Genomic DNA, 21,016 nt, shown 5'->3' on the forward strand with positions numbered 1-21,016 from the left:
GAAATGTTGAATGCGATGAGTTATGTTACAAGTGCCTGGCACCCGTAATACTATGATAAAAATTATGAATGGAAACCCCTTGCTCGGATCTTAGTGGAGCGAGGGGTTTTTCTATGGTTTTAGTGTGAAATGTTATAGAAGTATTATTACAGGTGCCAGGCACCTGTAATATACTACCTCTATAATATAATAGACAGTAAAAGTATATGTTTATTTACAAGTAATTTGGTTTTCATTTATGTATTTAGTTTTATTTTGTATAGTCTTCGCAGAGTGCGTATTGTTTTAGTGATAATAATTGATTATCTTTAAAGAGTAATTAATTATTCTATTTTTAAAAAATAGATATACTAGTTAGATAATAAAAGAAATTAGAAACAGGAGTGGGATTGTGAAAAAGGATTCTATAAAAAAATCGGTAGTCGCTGCTGCACTAGCGACTTCATTGTTTGCCTCAGCAAATGTAACTTTTGCGAGTAGTTCGACACAACAAATTGTAGACCAAGCTCGTATGGACATGAAAAATGCAGCGTATGCTTACGTTGTGCCAGCTCAAAAAGGTAAAATTGCTACTTCTAAAGAATTATATCCCGCTTTAAACAAGGCTAAAGCAAGTTATGCAAAAGCCAGAACTGTTATTACTAAATCGAACGCTAAAAACAAAGCTTCTATGCTAAAAGATTTGGATACTTTGTATTATGAGAAAGTAACAAAAGGAATTATTCCTTATATCGATGCTTATAATTATGCGGATAAATATTTGAACCCGATTATGGAGGATATTGAAGAGGCGGAAGCTGCCCGTAACGTTATCCAAATTGAAAAGTCTTATCATGCGTTATCTGCACAGTTAAAATCTAGAACAGCTATCATGTATCGTTTTTCTGGTAAAGCTGCACGTGATTTATTGTTAAAAGAATATAAGGATCCTGCTAATGCGAAACGTGACGAGTTACAGATTCCCGTAACTATTTTCATGGGAATAGTAGAAGCGGATAAATTAGTACAAGAAGGTAAAAAAGAAGAAGCCACTGCAGCCCTACTTAAAGTTTACCCATTGATAGATAAGGTTCCTGATTCTAATGCATTCCCAGGATTTAAACAATTCCTAAGAGACTTATATAATCAGAAAATAGGTGAAGAAGTAGTTGGGAAGGATACTGTTTCTTTACGTATCTTAGGAACTTCTGATATTCACACTAATATCGTAAACTATGATTATTATAAAGACACAGCTTCTAATAGCTTAGGTCTTGCTAAAACAGCTACATTAATTAAAAATGCACGTACGGAAAATAGTAACTCATTGTTATTCGATAACGGAGATTCTATTCAAGGGACTCCGCTAGGCTCTTATAAATCGTCAGTGGACAAGCTAGTGGATGGAGAAGAACATCCTTCTATTACAGCAATGGAGCTTTTAGACTATGATGGTGCAACATTCGGTAATCACGAGTTTAACTATGGCCTTGATTTCTTAGATGAGGTAATGGATGATGCAGACTTCCCTTATGTAAATGCAAACGTTCGTGATGCAGCTACTGGTAAGTTAGCTTATACACCATACGTATTAATCGACAAAGAAGTGGTTGATGCAGCTGGAAATAAAACAACTGTAAAAGTAGGGGTAACAGGTATTGTACCTCCACAAATCCTAAAATGGGATAAATCTCATTTAACAGGAAAAGTGACAGTGGATGATTCAGTTCAAGCTATCGAAAAAGTTGTTCCTGAAATGAAAAAAGCAGGAGCAGATGTAGTAGTCGTTCTTTCTCACTCAGGTATGGGTGATGCAACACATGAGGTTGGCGAAGAGGATGTAACTTATTTATTAACTAAAGTTAAGGATGTAAATGCAATTATCACAGGTCACGCGCACCAAGTGTTCCCAGGTAAAGTGGATGCTTCCCTAACAAATGTTGATATCGACAAGGGAACTATGAATGGCGTGCCAGTTGTAATGCCTGGTAAGTTTGGTAGTCATTTAGGTGTAATTGATTTAACGCTTGAAAAAGACGGTAAAGGCTGGAAAGTTGCTTCTTCTAAAGCAGAAGTTCGTACAATTGCTAAGGATGCATCTGATGTAGACCAAACAATTGTAAATGCAGTTAAAGAAGCGCATGAAGGAACTATTAGCTATGTTCGCCAAGCAGTAGGTACAACTACAGCGGATATTCATAGCTACTTCTCTCAAGTGCAAGATGATCCATCAATCCAAATCGTTACAGATGCACAAACAGAATATGTAAAATCTAAGCTAAAAGGAACTGCAAATGAGAACATTCCAGTCCTATCTGCAGGTGCTCCATTTAAAGCAGGAACAAGAAGTGACTCAGAATATTACACATATATCCCTACAGGTCAGTTAGCGATTAAAAACGTTGCGGATCTATACTTGTACGACAACACACTTTCTTATGTGAAAGTAACTGGGGCAGACGTCAAAGACTGGTTAGAGATGTCTGCAGGGCAATTCAATCAAATTGATGCAAACAAAACAGGTGAACAACAGTTAATCAATACAGATTTCCGTTCATATAACTATGATGTAATCGATGGAGTAACATATGAAATTGATGTAACAAAACCAGCGAAATATGATCCAGATGGTAATCTAGTGAATAAAGATGCTTCACGTATTGTTAACCTACAATTTGATGGCAAGCCTATCGATTTAAAGCAACAATTCATTGTAGCAACAAATAATTACCGTGCAAACGGAACATTCCCAGGTGTGCGTAATGCAACCGAAACAGAAGTATATCCTGATGAAAACCGTCAAGCAATCATTGACTACATCTTAGAAAAGAAAACAATCGACCCTTCTGCAGATGGAAACTGGAAATTTGCACCTCTTCCAGCAACTGCAAAAATCGTATTCGAATCTTCGAAAAATGCTGCAAAAGTAATTCCAACTGATGGCAACATCCAATTCATGGGTGAAGGCACAGACGGATTTGGTAAGTATTCTATTAAGTAAATAAAAAGATAGTGTTGTATGTAGCTAGAAAAAGATGACTTCGGCAAATAGCCGTAGTCATCTTTTTAATGTGGATAAAAATTAACTCTAGAATGTAAGAGTTATTAAAAGTGTTATTGAGAGGTAAAATAAAAAGCCCCAAATAGGTACACTTTTGAAAGTGGTTACTATCTGGGGGTAAATGGTTATTATCTAATAATTTCATACTTCTTAACATAATTACAATGTTCACATGCTACTCCATTTTGCGTTCTAGTTTCAGGATCTTGGTAGTAGATTAAATCAAATCCACATATTTCGCACTCCATGTGATGAAAAATAGTGCGTGGTCCTATGACAGTGTCAAGTAAATTGATGAATTCCATATGCTGCATAATTCGAACTCCTTATAATTTTGTATGTATACTTAGGCGAAAATGTTATTCATATTTCGTCGGAATTTTTATGTGAGTAAAAAGTTTAGAGAATTTATTTAGTACTTGGGTTACAGGAGGACATAACAGTAGAAAAGTATCCCACATTTTTTCTTGCAGGCTCTAAGTTCCATTCTCCTTTAGTTTTTGCAAAATTAAAATGGCAATCAAACTGATTTTGTAATCCTTCGATATTACTCCATTTCTCATTGGTTTTATGTATTTCAACAAGTTTATTCCATGCATCTAACCTCTTTAACGTTGAAATTTCATAATTAGCAGACGCTAACAAATAGGTGCTAGGTTTCATGCTGACAGAATGGAGGTTGCCCCTTTTAATCCAGTCATTATTATCAAAGTATGTGTCAATATCTGGACTAGTAATTTCAATAGTAATAGTTACTGGTTCTAATAGTTTCTTTGTTTCTATTTTCAATTCTAGTATATTCTTATCTCGAACATTTGTAGTCAACTGTAACTTATTTTGAATTTTTTCTGTGGAGATAAAAAATAATCCGAGAGACTCATTTTTATTATTGGAAATATGTCCTGCATTAAATTTCTTTCCAGAGGGATCCTTATAAAGGGTTATATACTCTTTGTTAGAGAATTTAAAGGGAAGTTCTAAGCTAATGCTAGTTGTTGAAGGCAGGACCGTGAAAGATTGTGTCCAAGTTGAATCTTCCTTTTCTTTTATAATCTCTTTTGAGAAATAAATATAAGGTGAATTTTTCAAGACGTTTGTTGGTCCAAAACTAATATCACCTCCATTTTTGCTAGTTATAAAGGCCTTGTTGTTTATTACACTAGCAGAAGCAGTACTTCCGAATAAAGTTAAATAAATAATAAATATTAGTAAAATAGTAATGTTTGATTTCATAGTATAAATGACTCCTTGTTGTATTATGAAGTTCATTATAACAGGACTTATTTCATAATAAAAGAGCTATTTATTGAAAAAAAGAAAAATATTTTTATTTAAAATAGAATAATGGTTATAAAGACATGTCTGTTCTATTTGGTAAGTATACAAAGATATTTTATTAGGTAAAAAGAATTATTGTTTCATATTTATGACAAGTGCCTGGCACCCGTCATAAATATGAAACTAGTGAAAGTATTTTTCTATTTTTCTTTAAGTGTGGTATTCTGAATAATAGGAATAATTATCAAGTTAATGGAGGCTAGTGCGAATGAAGTTAAAAAGGTATGTGGCTTTGTTTGTTATAACAGTTTCGTTATTTTTAGTTAATAGTGTGTATGCTGAAGCCAAGATAAAAGTAATGTGGGGAAAAACAGAGCTAAAGGTTGGTCAAATTGGAAAAGTAACGGTCCAATCCGATACAACTCTTTGGAAACTAGAGGCTGATCAATCTTTAACAAAGGTACGAAGCTTGAAAAAGGGTGAGGAATACCGTGTATATCGCTATATTAGTTCCCATAATGGTCTTTATGGTGTAGGAGGAGGGAACTTTGTGAAAAAGGATATATCTATTAAGTACGAAACTCCATCTAAAGCTAAGCTAAGATTATTAAACGGTGATAAACCAGATGTAGTCGAAACGCCGGCTAATCCAAAACCAGGAGATACGCTTCCAGTTGAGCCTCCTAAAAAAGATAATCTAACTGTAATCTCTGTTGAGTAGCCTAATTCTGTCCCATCATTGAGTTGATGGGACATTTTATGTGTGTAGATTTGGAAAATATTGAAACAAATAATTAAAAATTTCCTAAATTTAGAAATATTTTTACCGTAATTTACATGTTATGATTAATATAAAAGGAAGGGAGCTCCATATGGGAAAGTCTAAAACGTTCAAAATTTCCGTAGCAGCCTCAGCAATTATAGCAGCTACGCCATTAACCCAAGCTAACGCTGCAACAAATGTGAATCAGCTTGTAATAAATGCGCAAAACGCAAGCACCATATTAAAGTGGGCCATTTCTGTAGAAGGGTTCGCAGATTTCAAAACAAAGCCATATGAAGAATATAATACAGCGATAAAATACATAGAAGCAGCAGAAAAAGCGGCTGCCAGTCTCTCGAGCTCTAAACGATTAAGTGTACAGGCCTCACTGGTAGACGCAAAGGTCCAAGTAAAGCGAGCACAGGCATACATAGATGCAATTACTTCAAGTGAAAAAATAAAAGCCCTAACGTCTAATGTTCAACTAGCAATATCTTCTGGAAATTTAGATGATATAGAGACTGCCTACCACGTGGCTTCTGAAGAATATCGTAAGCAAGCCAAGCTACTGGATAGAGTCTATGGGCAGTCCACTAGAGACGGAATTCGAAACTCAGTAAAGCCCACTTTTGAACATCTCATACAAAGTATTCGATACGATGTAACCGTACATATGCATATAAAAAAGGCAGAACAACTTTCGAAGGAAGATAAATACATAGAAGCTGATTTAGAGCTGATGAAGGCTCATCAATACTTACAGGATTTCAAGAATACTCACAGATTTCACTCCAAGCTAGTAAACAATTATGAGGCTGTGCAGGATGCCATTCCTATGTTACCTCTTTTTGCCACGCCTGAAGGCCAACATACAGTAACCTTGAAATTGTCAAAAGCAATGGAAAACAATATTAATCATTTAGAACCTGGTCAGTTTATTATTCCGGGGGAAATAATTCAGCAGGCAAAGCTTTCAGATGATCGAAAGTCTATTAAATTATCAACTTCAGAATTAGAATCAGCTACGGACTATACCCTGAGATGGAAAGGGCATTCCGTGCAATTTACGACACCTTCAGTTGAGGACACATCAGGTATTTCATTAACCGATCTAATAGATCAATACCTTGAAACGACGGATACTCGTGTGTATATAGCGAAGTTTACAAATAGCGATGGTTCTCCTTATAACGGCCGAGTAAAAATAAACCTGGCTCAAACCAATGGAGAAGCTACTACAGCTATTATTACTTCCTTTAATGGACAAGTTAATACTGGAAGTCAGGAATGGAGCCATTATGCCGACCAGAATGGTCATGTAGTTTTTACGGTAAAGGCTTCTTCAAGTGAGACAACCAGCGTTCAACCAACCATTCAAAAGCTTGATGGCAATCAAACAAGCAAAAAAGCTGCAATTACTTATTTCTACCAGCTGCAAACTAATGCAGGTGAATATAATTTGAAGCTAGAAAATGCACCTATTCATAAGGATTCAAATTTCATAGTAGTTAACGGGGTTAAATACAAATGGGATACGAATGACTTATTTTTTATTCATGGTCAGATTGTTTCCGTAGAGGAATTTATAGTAGCTTTAACTGAGGGAGACATGCTGACGGTTGGGTATAATCTTAATCCAAAAGATATATCAACGTGGAATATTACTTCAGATCTCACTCGTTATGCCCCTGTTACTATTAAGAATCCGGTTAAATCTTCTGTGACTTTTGATGGCTCATATTACGAGATAAGTGGAACAGCTGAACCAGGAAATAAAGTGAAGGTTTATCGTAATGGTGCTTATGTTGGTATGGTAACTGTGGACAAGGAAGGAAATTGGACAGTTGGAACCGTTAGTTTGCTTCAAAACATAGAAAATGCATTTGTTGCGTATCAGTATGGTCCCGGACAGGATGGTATCGATGGCACAGGCTCGGTGGATCAGGCCAATGCTACGATAAAGGAGGGAGCTTTTGCCTCTACATCTATCACTTACCATGATGAAGGCTCTAAAGGAATTTCTATAATGGATACGCTTGATTTCCAATTTATAAATCCTTCATTTAATCACAGCTTTAAGCCAAAGACTTCTGGGACCATCACTATAAATGATGGGTTTGGTAGGTCAGTGGAAGTACGAGTAGATTATGTGGATGAAGATACTTTAAAGATCGTTGATTTTGTTTCAAGAGATGACCATTTTAATTTTGATGCATCCGTTTTTGTTATAACTTCGACCTCTGGCATAGTCAATCAAGACCAGCTAGAATACAGTGTGAAATCCTCGGAATTGGACGGAACAATTCTTCGGGATTCTTCAAAATAATCAATAAAGGCTATTCTTCGATATATTTCCCGGGGAATAGCTTTTATTTTTTATAAATTTATGAAAAAAAATATAGATTCTCGCCTAGTTTCGACAATCTTTTCAGTTTTGTTCTTATAGAATATAAAGTAACATTATTCTTTTTACAAACGAGGTGATGAAGTGCTAAAAGTAAATATCATTTTGGGTAAAACGTCCTTTACACAGTACATGATAAATAAACTACAAGAGGATCGCAAAAATATAGTAATTGTCATGGACTATAATCATTCGGACGATAAAGAACCATTTGTAGAGAAGGGAGCTATGTATTGCTCTCCAAACCAAGCCAAAACTTACATAGAAATTGCAGGAGATGTACTATTCCACCGCTTTGGTTATGTAAAGCCAAGGTTGAACCACTAAGCTGATAGAAAACAGGGTGTTTGAAGATCTACATCTTCGGACAACCTGTTTTTTAGTTTGGGAGAGGGAATTTGGTTTGGGAAAGAGAATGTTTGTGCGGGATTTGACGTAAATAAATAGATCATTGTCGTAAATTTGGCTGGAGTGGGAGATTCGGCTAGTGATTGTAGTAATTTATGAGTTGATTGTCGTAAAGTGATGCAGGATTGTAGTAAAGTAGCCAATCATTGTCGTATATTTGGCTGGAGTAGGAGATACGGCGAGTGACTGTAGTAATTTATGAGTTGATTGTCGTAAAGCAATGCAGGATTGTAGTAAAGTAGCCAATCATTGTCGTAAATTTGGCTGGAGTGGGAGGTCGGCAAGGACTACAAGCCTATTCTCGCATATCGAACACTCCATTAGCTGACGGATAAATGAGTTCCTTCTATATAAATAGCTAAAACTTTCATAAACGTGAACATAAAGCTTTATGAAACGGGTAAACTAGTTGTAATTATTCGCAGGAAATATTGGTGTGATTTGGAGGAGATTTGGATGAAGATTCGCATTGAGTGGACTTATACAACACCTAGAGGGGCGGAGACGTTTTTTCGGTCAGATGAAATGCCTGTTGCTAAAGCGCTGCTTATTGCAGAAGATATTCAGAAAACAGGTAGAGTAAAACAGATAGATTTTATTGATCAGTATGATAGCTCGTGGCTTTTAAAGGAGTTAAAGAGCTACCTGAAAAGTATTGAAACAGAGCCTCATAATGTGCGTGTTTACTTTGATGGAGGCTTTGATATTCAAACAAAGATGTCGGGTATGGGGTGTGTAATTTATTATGAGCAGAGTGGTAAGGCGTATCGCCTTCGGAGTAATGCTCCCTCCGCACATTTAATATCTAATAATGAGGCGGAGTATGCTGCACTACATATGTGTTTGAAGGAATTGGAGCTGCTTGGTGTTCACCATTTGCCTGTGACGTTTATTGGAGATTCGCAGGTTGTCATTAACCAATTGAGTGGGGAGTGGGCAGTTATTGAGCCGAGTCTTTCGGGATGGGCCGATCGCATAGAAGCGAAGATGAAAAAACTTGGGCTTGATCCGACCTATGAGTTAGTGCCGCGTAAGGAAAATGGTGAGGCAGACAGGTTAGCTACCCAGGCATTGAACGGCATTGAGATAATAGCTAACAGTGAATTGCTATAAAAAAAGCCACTTCCTTTAGGAAGTGGACTCTACCTTCTTATCGAACATTCATCTCATTTGGGTGGGAGCCTTTACGTCGATCAATGTTCAGGCTGTTGATTTGTTCCATTTCATCGTTAGTTAATTCAAAGTCAAACACCTGGAAGTTTTCTTCGATTCTTGATGGAGTAACTGATTTTGGAATTACGATGGTATTGTTCTGTAAATGCCAGCGTAAAACGGTTTGTGCTGGTGATTTGCCATGCGAGTCTGCAATTTTTTGAATGATGGAATCTTGCAGTACCTCTCCACCTTGGTCTAGAGGACTCCATGCTTCTACAAAAATATTATGCTTGGCACAGAATTCCTTTAGTTTACTTTGATCTAAGTAAGGATGACATTCTACTTGGTTTAATACCGGTGGGATTTCACATTCCTCTAAAATGCGCTCTAAGTGTTCTATTTCAAAATTGCAAACACCGATCGCCTTTACTCGTCCATCTTTGTATAGCTTTTCCATAGCTTTATATGTTTCGACATAACTATCAAATTGAGGGGTTGGCCAGTGAATTAAATATAAGTCAACATAGTCAAGACCTAGACGTTCAAGGCTTTCTTCGTATGCGCGTAAGGTATTTTCGTAGCCTTGGTCGCTATTCCAAACCTTTGTAGTGATAAATAAATCTTCGCGAGCTACATTGGCATTTTTTAATGCCTCCCCGACGCCTTCTTCGTTTTTATAAATCATTGCTGTATCAATGGAACGATATCCAGCTTCAATTGCTTTAGAAACTGCTTTAGTAGCTTCCTCACTTGGTACTTGCCAAACTCCAAATCCAAGCTGGGGCATTTTTAAACCATTATTTAAGGTAATATAATTCATTCTAGCATTACTCCCATCTCTCATATATTTTGCATACAATTACCATTTTAGTTTAATAGAAAATAATAATTTTTGCATTTAATTGGAACTCCATTCAAGGAAATCAAGGAAAAAAACCTGTACTTTAAGTACAGGTTTCTAATTACTCAGGATTATTTCTTTTTGTGTTTTCTTGCTTCGCTGGAGAATCATTGTTGGATTCTTCTAGAGATTCCTTTGTAACAGGTGTTTGTTTTTTATGTGATTTAGGATATTTGTTTTTACCAGCTTTATCTTGAGCATTTTCATTAAAATATTGAATGCTTGTCATTGCACCTTCTTCAATCATACGGTTATCATCTGGATCCCCTGGATCAGAAAACCCTGTTTTCGTCACGTATGTTGGTGAGTTTTTGCGTGAGTCCATATAAGAGTCCATTTTTGCTTTCGTATTTTTTAAAGCTACCTTAGCTTTACTGCGGTTTTCTGTTTTATATAAATAAGTAATAGCGAAGGCTGCGACACTTCCGATGAGTAATGCTTGTTTGTTAACTTTTGACATTCTTATCACTCCCTCTTGGTCTTAATTAAATAATACCCACTTCAATTCTTAACCAAACACCTCCCAAATAAAATGAAAAAAATATATTTATCCTCTACCCATCAAGCTCCTCATTTTACATAGTAGCCGTTCTCTTCTCTTTTTAATTCCAGAAACGGTTATACCATACCTTGTAGCAGCTTGTTTGAGAGAGGTCTCCTCCACAAATAGCCAGCGTAATAATTCTTTTTCTTCGACCGATAATTGTTTTATAGCATTGGACAATTGGTCATGTTCAATAGTGGGGAGCTTGTCATTCTCTAGTAGGTTGCTCAATTGTTCTTCTTCTATAACTTGAAAACGTTCTTCGATGAGGTGTTCTTTCTTTAATTCATCGAGTAATGCTCCATAGATTGTCCGGTAAGCAAAGGGAGCAAAGTCGCCTTTGGTAGCGTCAAACTTTAACCAAGCTTTCCATAGTGCGATATATCCAGCTTGTCTAAAAGTATCGTAGTTTTTATAAATATTTAATTTTCTAATGCAGGCAGATATCATTGGCTTATAGGTAAACAAAATATCTTCAAAACGTTCCAATTTTTTTCCGTTCCATCATGCATGACTATTTTTTCCTAGGTATTCCATAGCATAACGAGAAGTCTAGCGATATTCGAATGTGGAAATATGAAGAATTGACATACATACGTCATATTTGTTTTGCAAAATTTTAATGAAATACGACAAAATAAATTAAAATCCATATTATATTAATAATTACAATTATTCAGTTAATTCAGACTATACAAAGGAGAGGGTATTTAGTATTATTTATTTAAGGGGAAACAGGGGAGTGAAAAAACTGCTGTATAACGATTCTTTATTGATAACGAGGTATACACTTATGATTCAATCAGCATTTTGTGGAGGATATAAATCCATTATCACTACAACACATGGAGTTTTCAGATCTTCCTTATCCGTCAATCAACTACTGAATTTAGCATGCATTCGTCATGCTTCTACATTAGAAGGTCGAATGGAGGCAACTAAGAAAATGATGAATTATGCAAATAAGTCACCAATTCTAATAGCTGAAAAAATCGGAGCTTTTCCAACAAGGTCTTATAAGGACTTAGAATGTATTTGGATCTTTAATCATTTGTTTCAAATAGAGAATCAGGGAAGGGGTTTATGCAAGCTTACGTTTTATGACAAAATAAGCGTGGATGTAGCGGTCTCTAAGTATACGTTGATGAAGCAACAGGAGCGATTACACACAACGATGAATTTATTTAGTATGTTAAGTGAGAAGGTAGACTTATTTGATTTGCAATTTTCAAACAAAATGTAATTAAATAGAAAAATAGTTTCTCCTTAATAAAACGGCTGTTTACTCCATAATCAGTCGCTTTTTTTTATTAATATATAGTACTTTAAACCTATATTAATGATACAATCTATCTATTACAATTATTTATATATGTGTTTAATCAAATTATTGGTAAAAATAAAATAATATTTTGATGTAAAATGGTTTGATATATGGAGGGAATAGAATGGACGTAGCTAATGTTTATGTCGACTTTAAACTTGCAGTTGAGGAGGGTACATCGTTCTTTAGAGTTCTTGCCCAGTGTTTCATCTATAAAGATTCTCATGACGATCCAATTCTAATAGGCGAAGCCTCCTTACATTTGTTTAATCCGGTAAAAACCTCTTATCTAGATCTTTGTGGAGAAGCAGATTGCTTGTCTGATAAGCTATCGTACTCCCTAATTAGTTTAGAAAAATTTTGTGAAGTAGATAAGATCAATAGTATCGTAGCTGTTTTTCACACATTGAATATCAAAGAACCTTGGGATGAAAAGGAGCTTAGCATTGCCATTTATAAAAAGCTGGAGGATCAATTATCATTATTAAATGTTGAATTGATTTTAATTTCGAATAGCCGTCATCATGTAATCGATAACTTAACCAGTATATCACCGTACTATACTGAATTAGGATTTACATCTTTCATAAAAGAAAAAGAACCTATCATCATGTATAAGCAGATTTCCAGTACATATGCAGAGATAAATTAAACGTAGGCAGCCAATTATTTAAGATTGGCTGCCTACGTTTATACCTCCTCTAAATAAAGCTGATATACTTTTTTTGGTCGTCCTCTTAATTTTTTTTGCTGCTGTGTCGTAACCTTTGCTGCCCCTTTTTCCTCTAGCTTTTTCAGAATACGATTTGCTGCTCTTTCGGTAATCCCTAAGTGAATACTTAGATCCTCCGCTGATAGGATGTTTGTTTGAAGCTTGTTCATTACTGCGATTATTTTCTTCAGTTGAAGGGACGTCGTGTTTAGTTTAGCGCTTAGCTTTTCCGTTGCAGAATCGTATTGAGTATCTACTTGAATATAGTCTTCACTTCCAAGAGGTCCAATGAGCTTTGCCTCTTTTGTTAATATATAGGACTGTGTTTCCGAAGTTGTACATAAGTGAGCTGCTTTTTCTGCGTTTAACTGTGCTGCTTGAATAGAATTGCCAATTCCCCATCCAATTTTCACTACAAATGGTAGCTCGGTTGAAAGGTAGCTGACTAGTTTGCAGCTCTCCATGTCACTTGTTATTAGTTTGAAGTCGCTATAATTCGTTATAACTTCATAGAAAAACGTATTTTGATGAATGATAAATTTCATATTATTTTTTCGGCTAAAGTCCAGGATCGCTTTGTATAAGGACATTTGTTTATATTCCAAATCTCTAAAATTTTCCCGTGTGATAGATAGCTCTAAATGCGCTATGACTACTTGATTTTCAATTAGCTGGAGTATTTGAATTTCTTTTAAGAGCTCATTTACTTTTTCGACCATGCTTCTTTGGGAAGGTACAACTAAAATTAAATTTACTCCATACGGCTTCAATATGTCAGGCAGGCGACTCAGTCGTGTCATGCTAACATCTATCTTCCCTTCCTTCCATAGCTTCACATGGTAGTTCGTCATTTTTTCATATACCTGTTGATCTGCATAGGACTGCATGGTTGCATCGAAGATATAAGGGAAGTCCTCTTCTTCAGTCCATTCCTTCACTCCAAGGTAGTTATTTTCCTCATATAAAAAGTCTATCAAGCAACGTTTCATCTGAAAGTCTCGGTTTGTATATATATATTCAGATAATGCACGATAGAAGTCCGTTTGTGTAACGTCAAAATGTAACATCGGAATGTCAATGTCAGGGAAGTGCTGCTGGACAAAAAAGTGAGGGATTTGTCCACTAAATAGAACTCCGTCGACTAATCGAATCTGCTCTAAAAAAATATCCTTTAAATGTTCTAATGATTGGTACACCATAAAACTATACTCACATGGTTCTACTGGTAATGTTTCTACCAGCTTGACCCATTCCAGTGAATTCTCGGTAGTCAATATTAAAATGCGAGCCATAATTATAATGTTCTCCTTTTTCTAAAAATTTGTTGAATTTTGTCTAATTATAGTTTACCCTATTCTTTAAAGACAGGTACAAAAAGTGTCTTTTAATAAAAAAAGGGGTGATTATTATTACAACTAACAGTGTGGAGATGAAAGATAACGGTAAATTTTCCAAGTTTCTTTCTTTAGTTGAACGGATAGGAAATAAGCTGCCAGATCCATTTATTCTCTTTTTCTATCTAACTTTGGCATTAATGATTGTTTCAGCAATTTTAAATTTAGTTGGTGCAGAGGTTATCCACCCGAATACCGAGGAAACGGTTGTAGTTAAGAGTATACTCTCGGGCGAAGGTCTCCAGTTTATACTAGCTAATACTCTTACGAATTTCACGAGTTTTGCACCGCTTGGTCTCGTACTGACCATTATGTTAGGAATCGGATTAGCGGAAAAAGTAGGTTTATTGGAAATGCTCATGAAGCGTGCCATTGTTAAAACGCCTACAAAAATTATTACGTTTACCGTGTTTTTCATTGGTATTTTAGGAAATATAGCTTCGGATGCTGCATTTGTAGTAATTCCACCTTTAGCGGCTTTAGTCTTTCTATCTCTAGGCAGACATCCTCTAGCAGGTTTAGCAGTTGGTGTAGCTAGTACAGGAATTGGTTTTACAGCAAATATACTAATCGCAGGAACGGATGCATTACTTTCTGGTATTTCTACGGAAATTGCTAAGGGTATTAACCCGGATGTAATCGTAACACCGCTAGATAACTGGTTCTTTATGAGTGCCTCTACGTTCTTACTTGCAGCCGTAGGGACAATTATTACTGAAAAGTATGTTGAGCCTAGACTTGGTACATATACAGGGAAGCAACAAGCGTTCTCAAAAGATATTAGCCCTTTGGAAAAGAAAGGATTACGTAATACGTTAATAGCAGCCATTATATTTATTGCAATTGTAGTTATTGGTATGCTTATTCCTAATTCTCCACTTTTAAATGAAGATGGCACTATTTTACGTTCACCATTTTTATCAGGGATTGTTCCTGTTTTGTTCTTGTTCTTTGTAACGGTAGGTATTGTATACGGAGTTACGACAAAAAAAATTCAGTCTACAGCTGATGTTCCAAAAATAATGACAGAGGCGATAGGAAGCTTGTCTGGCTATATCGTTTTAATCTTTATGATTGCTCAGTTTGTTGCCTATTTTAACTGGTCGAATATAGCTATTTGGTTAGCGGTAAATTGCGCAGATCTATTAACTAAGTTCAATATGACAAATATTTTTGTTATCGTGTTATTTGTAATTTTAGTAGCATTTTTAAGTTTGTTTATCATTAGTGGCTCGGCTCTATGGGCATTAGTTGGTCCCGTATTTATCCCAATCTTTATGCTGCTAGGGTATCATCCCGCATTTATCCAACTAGCTTATCGTATTGGAGAGTCCTCCACGAACATGGTGACACCGTTGAACCCTTATTTTGCGATTATCTTATCATTCATGCACCTTTACGATAAAAAAGCAGGTATTGGTACGCTTATGTCACTAATGATTCCGTATACTATTGTGTTCCTAATCGTTTGGGTTGCTTTAATGTTAGTTTTTGCATTTTTCGGAATTCCAATCGGACCAGGAGTATCCTTGTATTTAAATTAAATGAATTAAGGAGTGAACGTACTTGAGTTTATTTACAATTCCTTCGAATTCATTGGAACAAATGAAGGTATGGAGAAGAAACCTCCATCAATATCCAGAGGTAGGATGGACAGAGTTTCGAACCGCTTCCATTATAGCAAATGAGCTGAAAAATCTTGGTTTTCAAGTGCAGGTTGGTAGAGAGGTAGTATCAGAGAATCGTATGGGAGTGCCGTCAGAGGAGATCCTAACGAAGGTTTATGAAAGTGCCGTGGAAAACGGGGGACATATCGAATACTTAGAAAAAATGGTCGGTGGATATACTGGAGTAGTCGGTACAATAGTCGGCTCTAAACCAGGACCGACAATTGGTTTTCGTTTCGATATGGATGCTTTAGATCTTTTAGAATCAAAAGAGACTACTCATCTACCGATAGAGGAAGAGTTTGTATCTAAATATGAAGGCAGGATGCATGCTTGTGGCCACGATGCTCATAGCTCGATTGGTTTAGGACTGGCTACTATTCTCTCGCAAAATAAAGAGAATATTGAAGGGGTCATCAAGATTATATTCCAGCCAGCAGAGGAAGGTGTGCGAGGAGCAAAGTCCATGGTCGATGCTGGTGTAGTAGATGACGTCGATTACTTTCTCAGCATGCATGTCGGTACAGGATCACCTTTAGGCACGGTAATTGGAGGTTCGAATGGGTTTTTAGCTACTTCTAAAATAGATGCAACCTTCACTGGGAAGGCCGCTCACGCAGGTGCTGAGCCTGAAAAGGGTACGAATGCATTATTAGCTGCAGCCTCTGCCATTCTTGGACTTCACTCCATTTCGCGGCATAGTGGTGGGGCTTCTCGTATTAACGTGGGTACGTGCATAGCCGGGGATGGGCGGAATATTATTCCCTCTCATGCATCGTTAAGGCTTGAGACACGTGGAGAAAACAGTGAGGTGCATACCTATGTGCATGAGCAGGCTATTTCCGTATTGGAAGGGGCAGCTAAAATGCACGGGGCAGAACTGTCCTATGAAATTGTAGGTGAGGCAAGAACGTGCTCTTCCTCCAATGAATTGGCGGAACTTGTGATTAAGGCAGCGAAGGAAGTTGCTGGTGTAAATGAAGTTATACCAATCGCGGATTTTGCAGCTGGATCAGAGGATGCGACATTCATGATGGAACGAGTCCAACAGAATGGTGGTTTATCTACCTATTCCATTTTTGGAACAACACTAGCAGCTGGTCATCATCATGAAAGATTTGATATCGATGAAGCGGTGCTACCTATTGCATTGCAAACTTGGTTAGCTACGATCGAACAAATTTATCAACATGAAAGGTGAGTGCTAATGATTAAAATAGAAGATCAAATAACTAGTCTAATAGAATTATACGAAGAGGAAATTATCCAACTAAGTGATCGTATATGGGATATTCCAGAAACAAGATTTCAGGAGTTCGAATCTTTTAAGATATTGAGTAACTTTTTAGAGGAAAAGGGCTTCATAGTGGAGAGAGGCGTCGGCGGTATTGAGACTGCCTTTACCGCTACCTTTGGGCAAGGTGGGCCGAATATCGGTATTTTAGGTGAATTCGATGCGTTGTCCGGTTTAAGCCAAAGAGCTGGAAGTCCAGTCAGAGAGCCGATTATTGAAAATGGTAATGGACATGGCTGTGGACATAATCTTTTAGGTACGGCAGGGATAGCTGCTGCTCTTGCGGTGAAGGATTTGATCGAACAAGGCAAAGTTACTGGTACCATCAAATATTTTGGTTGCCCTGGAGAAGAAGGCGGGTCGGGTAAAACGTATATGGTCAGAGACGGCGTCTTTGACGGGATTGACGCTGCCCTTACCTGGCATCCAAATTCGTATACGGGAATCTTTTCTTTTTCTTCGCTTGCGAATTATCAGGTTTATTTCTCGTTTGAAGGAAAGGCGGCTCATGCAGCTAACTCCCCACACTTAGGGAGAAGTGCGTTAGATGCTGTTGAGCTGATGAATGTAGGGGTTAACTATTTAAGAGAGCATATTATTTCCGAGGCAAAGGTACATTATGCAATTACCAATTCTGGAGGGGCGTCCCCTAATGTCGTTCAGTCAGATGCAGAAGTGTTATATTTAATCCGAGCTCCCCATTTAAAAGATGTAGAAGCAATCTATCAGCGAGTTGTTAATATTGCGGAAGGTGCCGCGTTAATGACGGGTACAAAGCTCACGGTGAAATTTAATAAAGCCTGCTCTAATTATATTCCTAACCATACATTGAATGTTTTGATGGATGAAAAGCTTCAGCAATTTGGATTACCTACCTATAACGATGAGGAAATGGAATACGCTAAGGCGATGGCTAAAACTATTACTTCTGAAGAAGTCGAGGCTGCGGTAATTGATGCAGAAAAGCTTTCTGCATATACAGTTTCGGAAGAGTTTTATTCGGCAGATTCTCCATTCTTTACGGAAATTATTCCTTATGTGAAAAATCGTGAGGTCATGCAGGGCTCGACCGATGTAGGGGATGTCAGCTGGATCGTGCCAACTGCTCAGTTTTTCACGACTTGTTTTGTAGCGGGAACACCGTTACACACATGGCAGCTCGTATCTCAGGGGAAAACATCATTAGCACATAAAGGATTGATCTATGCGAGTAAAGTATTAGCTGCAACTGCAGTAGATTTGTTTGATAATCCACAGCGGATTGACGATGCAAAAAAAGAATTATTAAAGCAAGTGGGAGATGGATACCAAAATCCACTACCAGCAGATTTACGCCCAAGCGCTATGTAATATGAAAAATTAATCGAAACTAAAAAACAGACCAAAAAGAATAATTCTTCTTGGTCTGTTTTTTCAAATTGCCGTATTTTGATAAGGGTTAGGTGAAGAAAAAGTGATACGTTAAACCAATTGCAATGCCTACTATTCCCGCGCTAATAAAAATTATGCCATGTGTTCTTCTATTCTTGTGTCGCATATATAAACCGGAGGCAATTTGTCCAAAACAGATCATTAGCAATAAGAAAAGTAAGATCGGTCTCATATTTTTTTTCACTCGATTCTACTTAAGTATTTGTTTGCTAATTAATAATCAACTATCTATTTTATTAAATCTTTCTATCTAACATTCCCTTGAATTATGAAATACTGTTGGCAAGCTCTACTATCCACTACGCTAAACTAGAATTCTTCTACACGTTTTACTTCCAATGGTTTGTCTGAAGCAGATGTATTTTTAAGCTCGCGCTTTGCCCAATAGGTTGCAAGGAATGTACCGGTAATAACCTGCCAAGCAGAAGAAAAGGCACTTGGCAAGGCAGCTAATGGAGAGAAGTAACTATTAGCCAATGACACTCCAAGTCCAGCATTTTGCATACCTACTTCGATAGATATTGCTCGTTGGTCCTGCTTAGATAATTTAAATAGCTTTGCTGCAAAGTAACCGAGAAGTAAACCAAATGCATTATGCAGTAACACAGCAATAAAGACTAAAAATCCAGCTGTTGCGATATTCTCTTTATTACCAGCAACGATAGCTGAAATAATAATAGTGATTGCTACTATTGAAACAAGTGGTAGGATCGGAATACTTTTTTCTGTAACAGTCGGTAGAAACTTGCTTACGACTAACCCTAAAATAATAGGTATGATAATAACTTGGATAATAGACATAAACATGGACATCGGATCAACTGGAAGCCATTGCCCGGCAAATATGAGCAGTAGCAAGGGAGTCATCACGGGTGCAAGTAATGTAGAAACACTTGTCATGGTAATAGATAAGGGGACATTTCCTTTTGCTAAGAAGACCATAACGTTAGATGAGGTGCCTCCAGGAACACTTCCGAGTAATACCAATCCTGCTGCAAGTTGTGGCGGAAGATTTAATAGATATGCTATTACGAAAGCAATTGTTGGCATAATCGAAAATTGAGCAACCACCCCTATTAATACAGGAATAGGATTTGTAAAAACGAGTTTAAAATCAGAAGCTTTAAGCGTAAGCCCCATTCCAAACATGACAATACCGAGTAAAATCGTTATGTATGCAGAAAACATGGTGAACATACTTGGCACCATAAATGCTAGTACGGAAAACAAGATTACGATAAAGGCGAAATACTTACCTGCGAAGTTACTGATTGATTGAAGCGTTTTCATTTCTTTCCTCCTTATTCACCTGTTGGTGTCATAATATAATATTGATTATATTATATTTTAATATATAAACAACTAGTTTTTATAATTTTTTGATTATTTTAATTATTAATTTTATCCCATCAGTTTCTAGGAAGAACATATTTTATTTTTACTTAATGTTTTTCTATGATGTTGTAATATCCTGATTTATCCCACTTATCCCAATGAAGTCGTTAATGAATCACGTTTAAAATTATTTGATAATTTTAAATTATTTGTTAAAAACTTTACCAGACTATTATTTAAATGATAATATAATCTTATTAATTTAATAGAAATAGAGGTGGGGAATTTAATTATGATACATAAAATTGCTTGTATTCCAGGAGACGGTATAGGGCCTGAGGTGATGGCAGAGGCACGAAGAGTGCTTCAGCTTGTGGAAGATATACACGGAGGTGTCACTTTTGAGGTTAATCCTTATGAATGGAATTGTGACTACTATTTAAAGCACGGTAAAATGATGCCGGAAGATGGGCTGTCTATATTAAAAGACTATGAAGCAATTTTGTTTGGGGCAGTAGGAGATCCTAAAGTGCCTGACCATATCTCGGTATGGGAGTTAATCTTACCGATTAGGCGAGCGTTTCAACAATATATTAATCTAAGACCAATCAAGCTTTTGAAAGGAATTCAAAGCCCCTTAGTCGGCAAGGGTGTGGAGGACATAGATTTTGTTGTTGTCCGAGAAAATACAGAGGGTGAGTATTCAAACAGTGGAGGTCGTTTACATGCGGGCACTCCTTATGAAGTTGTTGTTCAAAATAGTGTGTTTACGCGCATGGGTAGTGAGCGAGTGATCAAATACGCGTATGAGCTTGCGCAAAAAAGAGGTTCAAAGCATTTATCGGTTGCAACTAAATCTAATGCTATTAACTTTTCAATGCCTTTTTGGGACGAAATAGCAAAGGAAATTGGAGCAGGTTACCCAGAGATAGAACCAAAATTCTATCATATCGATGCACTTGTTGCTTTCTTCGTATCTAAGCCGGAAATATTTGATGTAGTTGTAGGTAGTAATTTATTTGGAGATATATTAACGGATCTAGGAGCAGCAATTTCAGGTGGTCTAGGTATTACTCCATCAGGGAATATCAATCCCGAAAAACAGTATCCATCTATGTTCGAGGCCATTCATGGCTCTGCTCCCGACATCGCAGGTAAGGGGATAGCCAACCCGATAGCTCAAATATGGAGCACTTCTTTAATGCTTGAGCATTTAGGCTACTCAGATTTGTCTAAAGTAATCGTGGACGGAATTGAGGAAACATTAGTGGAAGGTAAAGTTAGGACCCCTGATTTAGGGGGGAATGCTAATACTATGGAGTTTACTGAGGAAATTATGAAACACATTAAATCTTATGCATAGGAG

The 21,016-nt window shown here is 36.8% G+C and carries 17 protein-coding genes; 11 read left to right on the plus strand and 6 right to left on the minus strand.

What is annotated here, in order from left to right; translation table 11 throughout:
- The first annotated feature begins 391 nt into the window (after positions 1 to 391).
- Positions 392 to 2,980 carry a bifunctional 2',3'-cyclic-nucleotide 2'-phosphodiesterase/3'-nucleotidase gene (locus NSQ95_RS04105; protein WP_340885039.1) on the plus strand — a complete coding sequence of 863 codons (2,589 nt, stop codon included), beginning with the start codon at positions 392 to 394 and terminating at the stop codon, positions 2,978 to 2,980.
- A 468-nt stretch (positions 2,981 to 3,448) separates the two neighbouring features.
- Here the strand turns inward: NSQ95_RS04105 and NSQ95_RS04110 are convergent, their stop codons facing one another.
- Positions 3,449 to 4,273, minus strand: coding sequence for a DUF2599 domain-containing protein (locus NSQ95_RS04110; protein WP_340885036.1), 825 nt, complete (start codon positions 4,271 to 4,273; stop codon positions 3,449 to 3,451).
- Positions 4,274 to 4,586: 313 nt separating this feature from the next.
- On the opposite strand from NSQ95_RS04110, the gene NSQ95_RS04115 reads away from it, so the two are divergent.
- From NSQ95_RS04115 to NSQ95_RS04130, 4 genes are all read left to right on the plus strand, one after another.
- On the plus strand, positions 4,587 to 5,039 hold the full coding sequence (locus tag NSQ95_RS04115; RefSeq protein ID WP_340885034.1) for a VCBS domain-containing protein: 453 nt from the start codon (positions 4,587 to 4,589) through the stop codon (positions 5,037 to 5,039).
- A gap of 151 nt (positions 5,040 to 5,190) precedes the next feature.
- Positions 5,191 to 7,407 carry a hypothetical protein gene (locus NSQ95_RS04120; RefSeq protein WP_340885032.1) on the plus strand — a complete coding sequence of 739 codons (2,217 nt, stop codon included), beginning with the start codon at positions 5,191 to 5,193 and terminating at the stop codon, positions 7,405 to 7,407.
- 162 nt (positions 7,408 to 7,569) lie between these two features.
- Entirely contained in the window at positions 7,570 to 7,812 is a 243-nt protein-coding gene (locus tag NSQ95_RS04125; protein ID WP_340885030.1) for a hypothetical protein, read from the plus strand.
- Between the two features lie 537 nt (positions 7,813 to 8,349).
- Entirely contained in the window at positions 8,350 to 9,006 is a 657-nt protein-coding gene (locus NSQ95_RS04130) for a ribonuclease H family protein (protein ID WP_340885029.1), read from the plus strand.
- Between the two features lie 37 nt (positions 9,007 to 9,043).
- Here the strand turns inward: NSQ95_RS04130 and NSQ95_RS04135 are convergent, their stop codons facing one another.
- The 3 genes from NSQ95_RS04135 to NSQ95_RS04145 all read right to left on the minus strand — a co-directional run bounded on the left by NSQ95_RS04135 (position 9,044) and on the right by NSQ95_RS04145 (position 10,982).
- On the minus strand, positions 9,044 to 9,868 hold the full coding sequence (locus NSQ95_RS04135; RefSeq protein WP_340885026.1) for an aldo/keto reductase: 825 nt from the start codon (positions 9,866 to 9,868) through the stop codon (positions 9,044 to 9,046).
- 142 nt (positions 9,869 to 10,010) lie between these two features.
- Entirely contained in the window at positions 10,011 to 10,409 is a 399-nt protein-coding gene (locus NSQ95_RS04140) for a hypothetical protein (RefSeq protein WP_342560358.1), read from the minus strand.
- Positions 10,410 to 10,496: 87 nt separating this feature from the next.
- Positions 10,497 to 10,982 (minus strand): sigma-70 family RNA polymerase sigma factor, encoded by a 486-nt coding sequence (locus NSQ95_RS04145; RefSeq protein WP_298470575.1) that lies wholly within the window; start codon positions 10,980 to 10,982, stop codon positions 10,497 to 10,499.
- A 253-nt stretch (positions 10,983 to 11,235) separates the two neighbouring features.
- Between NSQ95_RS04145 and NSQ95_RS04150 the strand changes: the two genes are divergently transcribed.
- On the plus strand, positions 11,236 to 11,736 hold the full coding sequence (locus NSQ95_RS04150; protein WP_298470577.1) for a competence protein ComK: 501 nt from the start codon (positions 11,236 to 11,238) through the stop codon (positions 11,734 to 11,736).
- A gap of 205 nt (positions 11,737 to 11,941) precedes the next feature.
- Positions 11,942 to 12,469 (plus strand): hypothetical protein, encoded by a 528-nt coding sequence (locus tag NSQ95_RS04155; RefSeq protein ID WP_298470579.1) that lies wholly within the window; start codon positions 11,942 to 11,944, stop codon positions 12,467 to 12,469.
- A 38-nt stretch (positions 12,470 to 12,507) separates the two neighbouring features.
- Here the strand turns inward: NSQ95_RS04155 and NSQ95_RS04160 are convergent, their stop codons facing one another.
- Complete coding sequence (locus tag NSQ95_RS04160; protein WP_342560359.1) at positions 12,508 to 13,821, minus strand: hypothetical protein; 1,314 nt, start codon at positions 13,819 to 13,821, stop codon at positions 12,508 to 12,510.
- A 107-nt stretch (positions 13,822 to 13,928) separates the two neighbouring features.
- Between NSQ95_RS04160 and NSQ95_RS04165 the strand changes: the two genes are divergently transcribed.
- Genes NSQ95_RS04165 through NSQ95_RS04175 form a run of 3 tightly spaced genes read left to right on the plus strand, consistent with a single transcriptional unit; the run spans position 13,929 to position 18,234 of the window.
- Positions 13,929 to 15,467: an AbgT family transporter gene (locus NSQ95_RS04165; protein WP_342560360.1), complete on the plus strand. Its 1,539-nt coding sequence runs from the start codon at positions 13,929 to 13,931 to the stop codon at positions 15,465 to 15,467.
- A gap of 22 nt (positions 15,468 to 15,489) precedes the next feature.
- Positions 15,490 to 16,791, plus strand: a complete 1,302-nt coding sequence (locus NSQ95_RS04170; RefSeq protein ID WP_342560361.1) for an amidohydrolase — start codon at positions 15,490 to 15,492, stop codon at positions 16,789 to 16,791.
- Between the two features lie 6 nt (positions 16,792 to 16,797).
- Entirely contained in the window at positions 16,798 to 18,234 is a 1,437-nt protein-coding gene (locus NSQ95_RS04175; RefSeq protein ID WP_342560362.1) for a M20 family metallopeptidase, read from the plus strand.
- A 390-nt stretch (positions 18,235 to 18,624) separates the two neighbouring features.
- Here the strand turns inward: NSQ95_RS04175 and NSQ95_RS04180 are convergent, their stop codons facing one another.
- Positions 18,625 to 19,605: a bile acid:sodium symporter family protein gene (locus tag NSQ95_RS04180; protein WP_342560363.1), complete on the minus strand. Its 981-nt coding sequence runs from the start codon at positions 19,603 to 19,605 to the stop codon at positions 18,625 to 18,627.
- 337 nt (positions 19,606 to 19,942) lie between these two features.
- Between NSQ95_RS04180 and NSQ95_RS04185 the strand changes: the two genes are divergently transcribed.
- Entirely contained in the window at positions 19,943 to 21,013 is a 1,071-nt protein-coding gene (locus NSQ95_RS04185) for a tartrate dehydrogenase (RefSeq protein WP_342560364.1), read from the plus strand.
- The last annotated feature ends 3 nt before the right edge of the window (positions 21,014 to 21,016 follow it).

This window comes from Psychrobacillus sp. FSL W7-1457 (genome assembly GCF_038593405.1).
Taxonomy (GTDB): domain Bacteria; phylum Bacillota; class Bacilli; order Bacillales_A; family Planococcaceae; genus Psychrobacillus.

What these genes read in the sequence shown, in the direction of transcription:
- NSQ95_RS04110 (WP_340885036.1), bottom strand. Translation starts at nt 4,273, where the DNA reads ATGAAATCAAACATTACTATTTTACTAATATTTATTATTTATTTAACT.
- NSQ95_RS04115 (WP_340885034.1), top strand. Translation starts at nt 4,587, where the DNA reads ATGAAGTTAAAAAGGTATGTGGCTTTGTTTGTTATAACAGTTTCGTTA.
- NSQ95_RS04120 (WP_340885032.1), top strand. Translation starts at nt 5,191, where the DNA reads ATGGGAAAGTCTAAAACGTTCAAAATTTCCGTAGCAGCCTCAGCAATT.
- NSQ95_RS04130 (WP_340885029.1), top strand. Translation starts at nt 8,350, where the DNA reads ATGAAGATTCGCATTGAGTGGACTTATACAACACCTAGAGGGGCGGAG.
- NSQ95_RS04135 (WP_340885026.1), bottom strand. Translation starts at nt 9,868, where the DNA reads ATGAATTATATTACCTTAAATAATGGTTTAAAAATGCCCCAGCTTGGA.
- NSQ95_RS04140 (WP_342560358.1), bottom strand. Translation starts at nt 10,409, where the DNA reads ATGTCAAAAGTTAACAAACAAGCATTACTCATCGGAAGTGTCGCAGCC.
- NSQ95_RS04155 (WP_298470579.1), top strand. Translation starts at nt 11,942, where the DNA reads ATGGACGTAGCTAATGTTTATGTCGACTTTAAACTTGCAGTTGAGGAG.
- NSQ95_RS04160 (WP_342560359.1), bottom strand. Translation starts at nt 13,821, where the DNA reads ATGGCTCGCATTTTAATATTGACTACCGAGAATTCACTGGAATGGGTC.
- NSQ95_RS04175 (WP_342560362.1), top strand. Translation starts at nt 16,798, where the DNA reads ATGATTAAAATAGAAGATCAAATAACTAGTCTAATAGAATTATACGAA.
- NSQ95_RS04180 (WP_342560363.1), bottom strand. Translation starts at nt 19,605, where the DNA reads ATGAAAACGCTTCAATCAATCAGTAACTTCGCAGGTAAGTATTTCGCC.
- NSQ95_RS04185 (WP_342560364.1), top strand. Translation starts at nt 19,943, where the DNA reads ATGATACATAAAATTGCTTGTATTCCAGGAGACGGTATAGGGCCTGAG.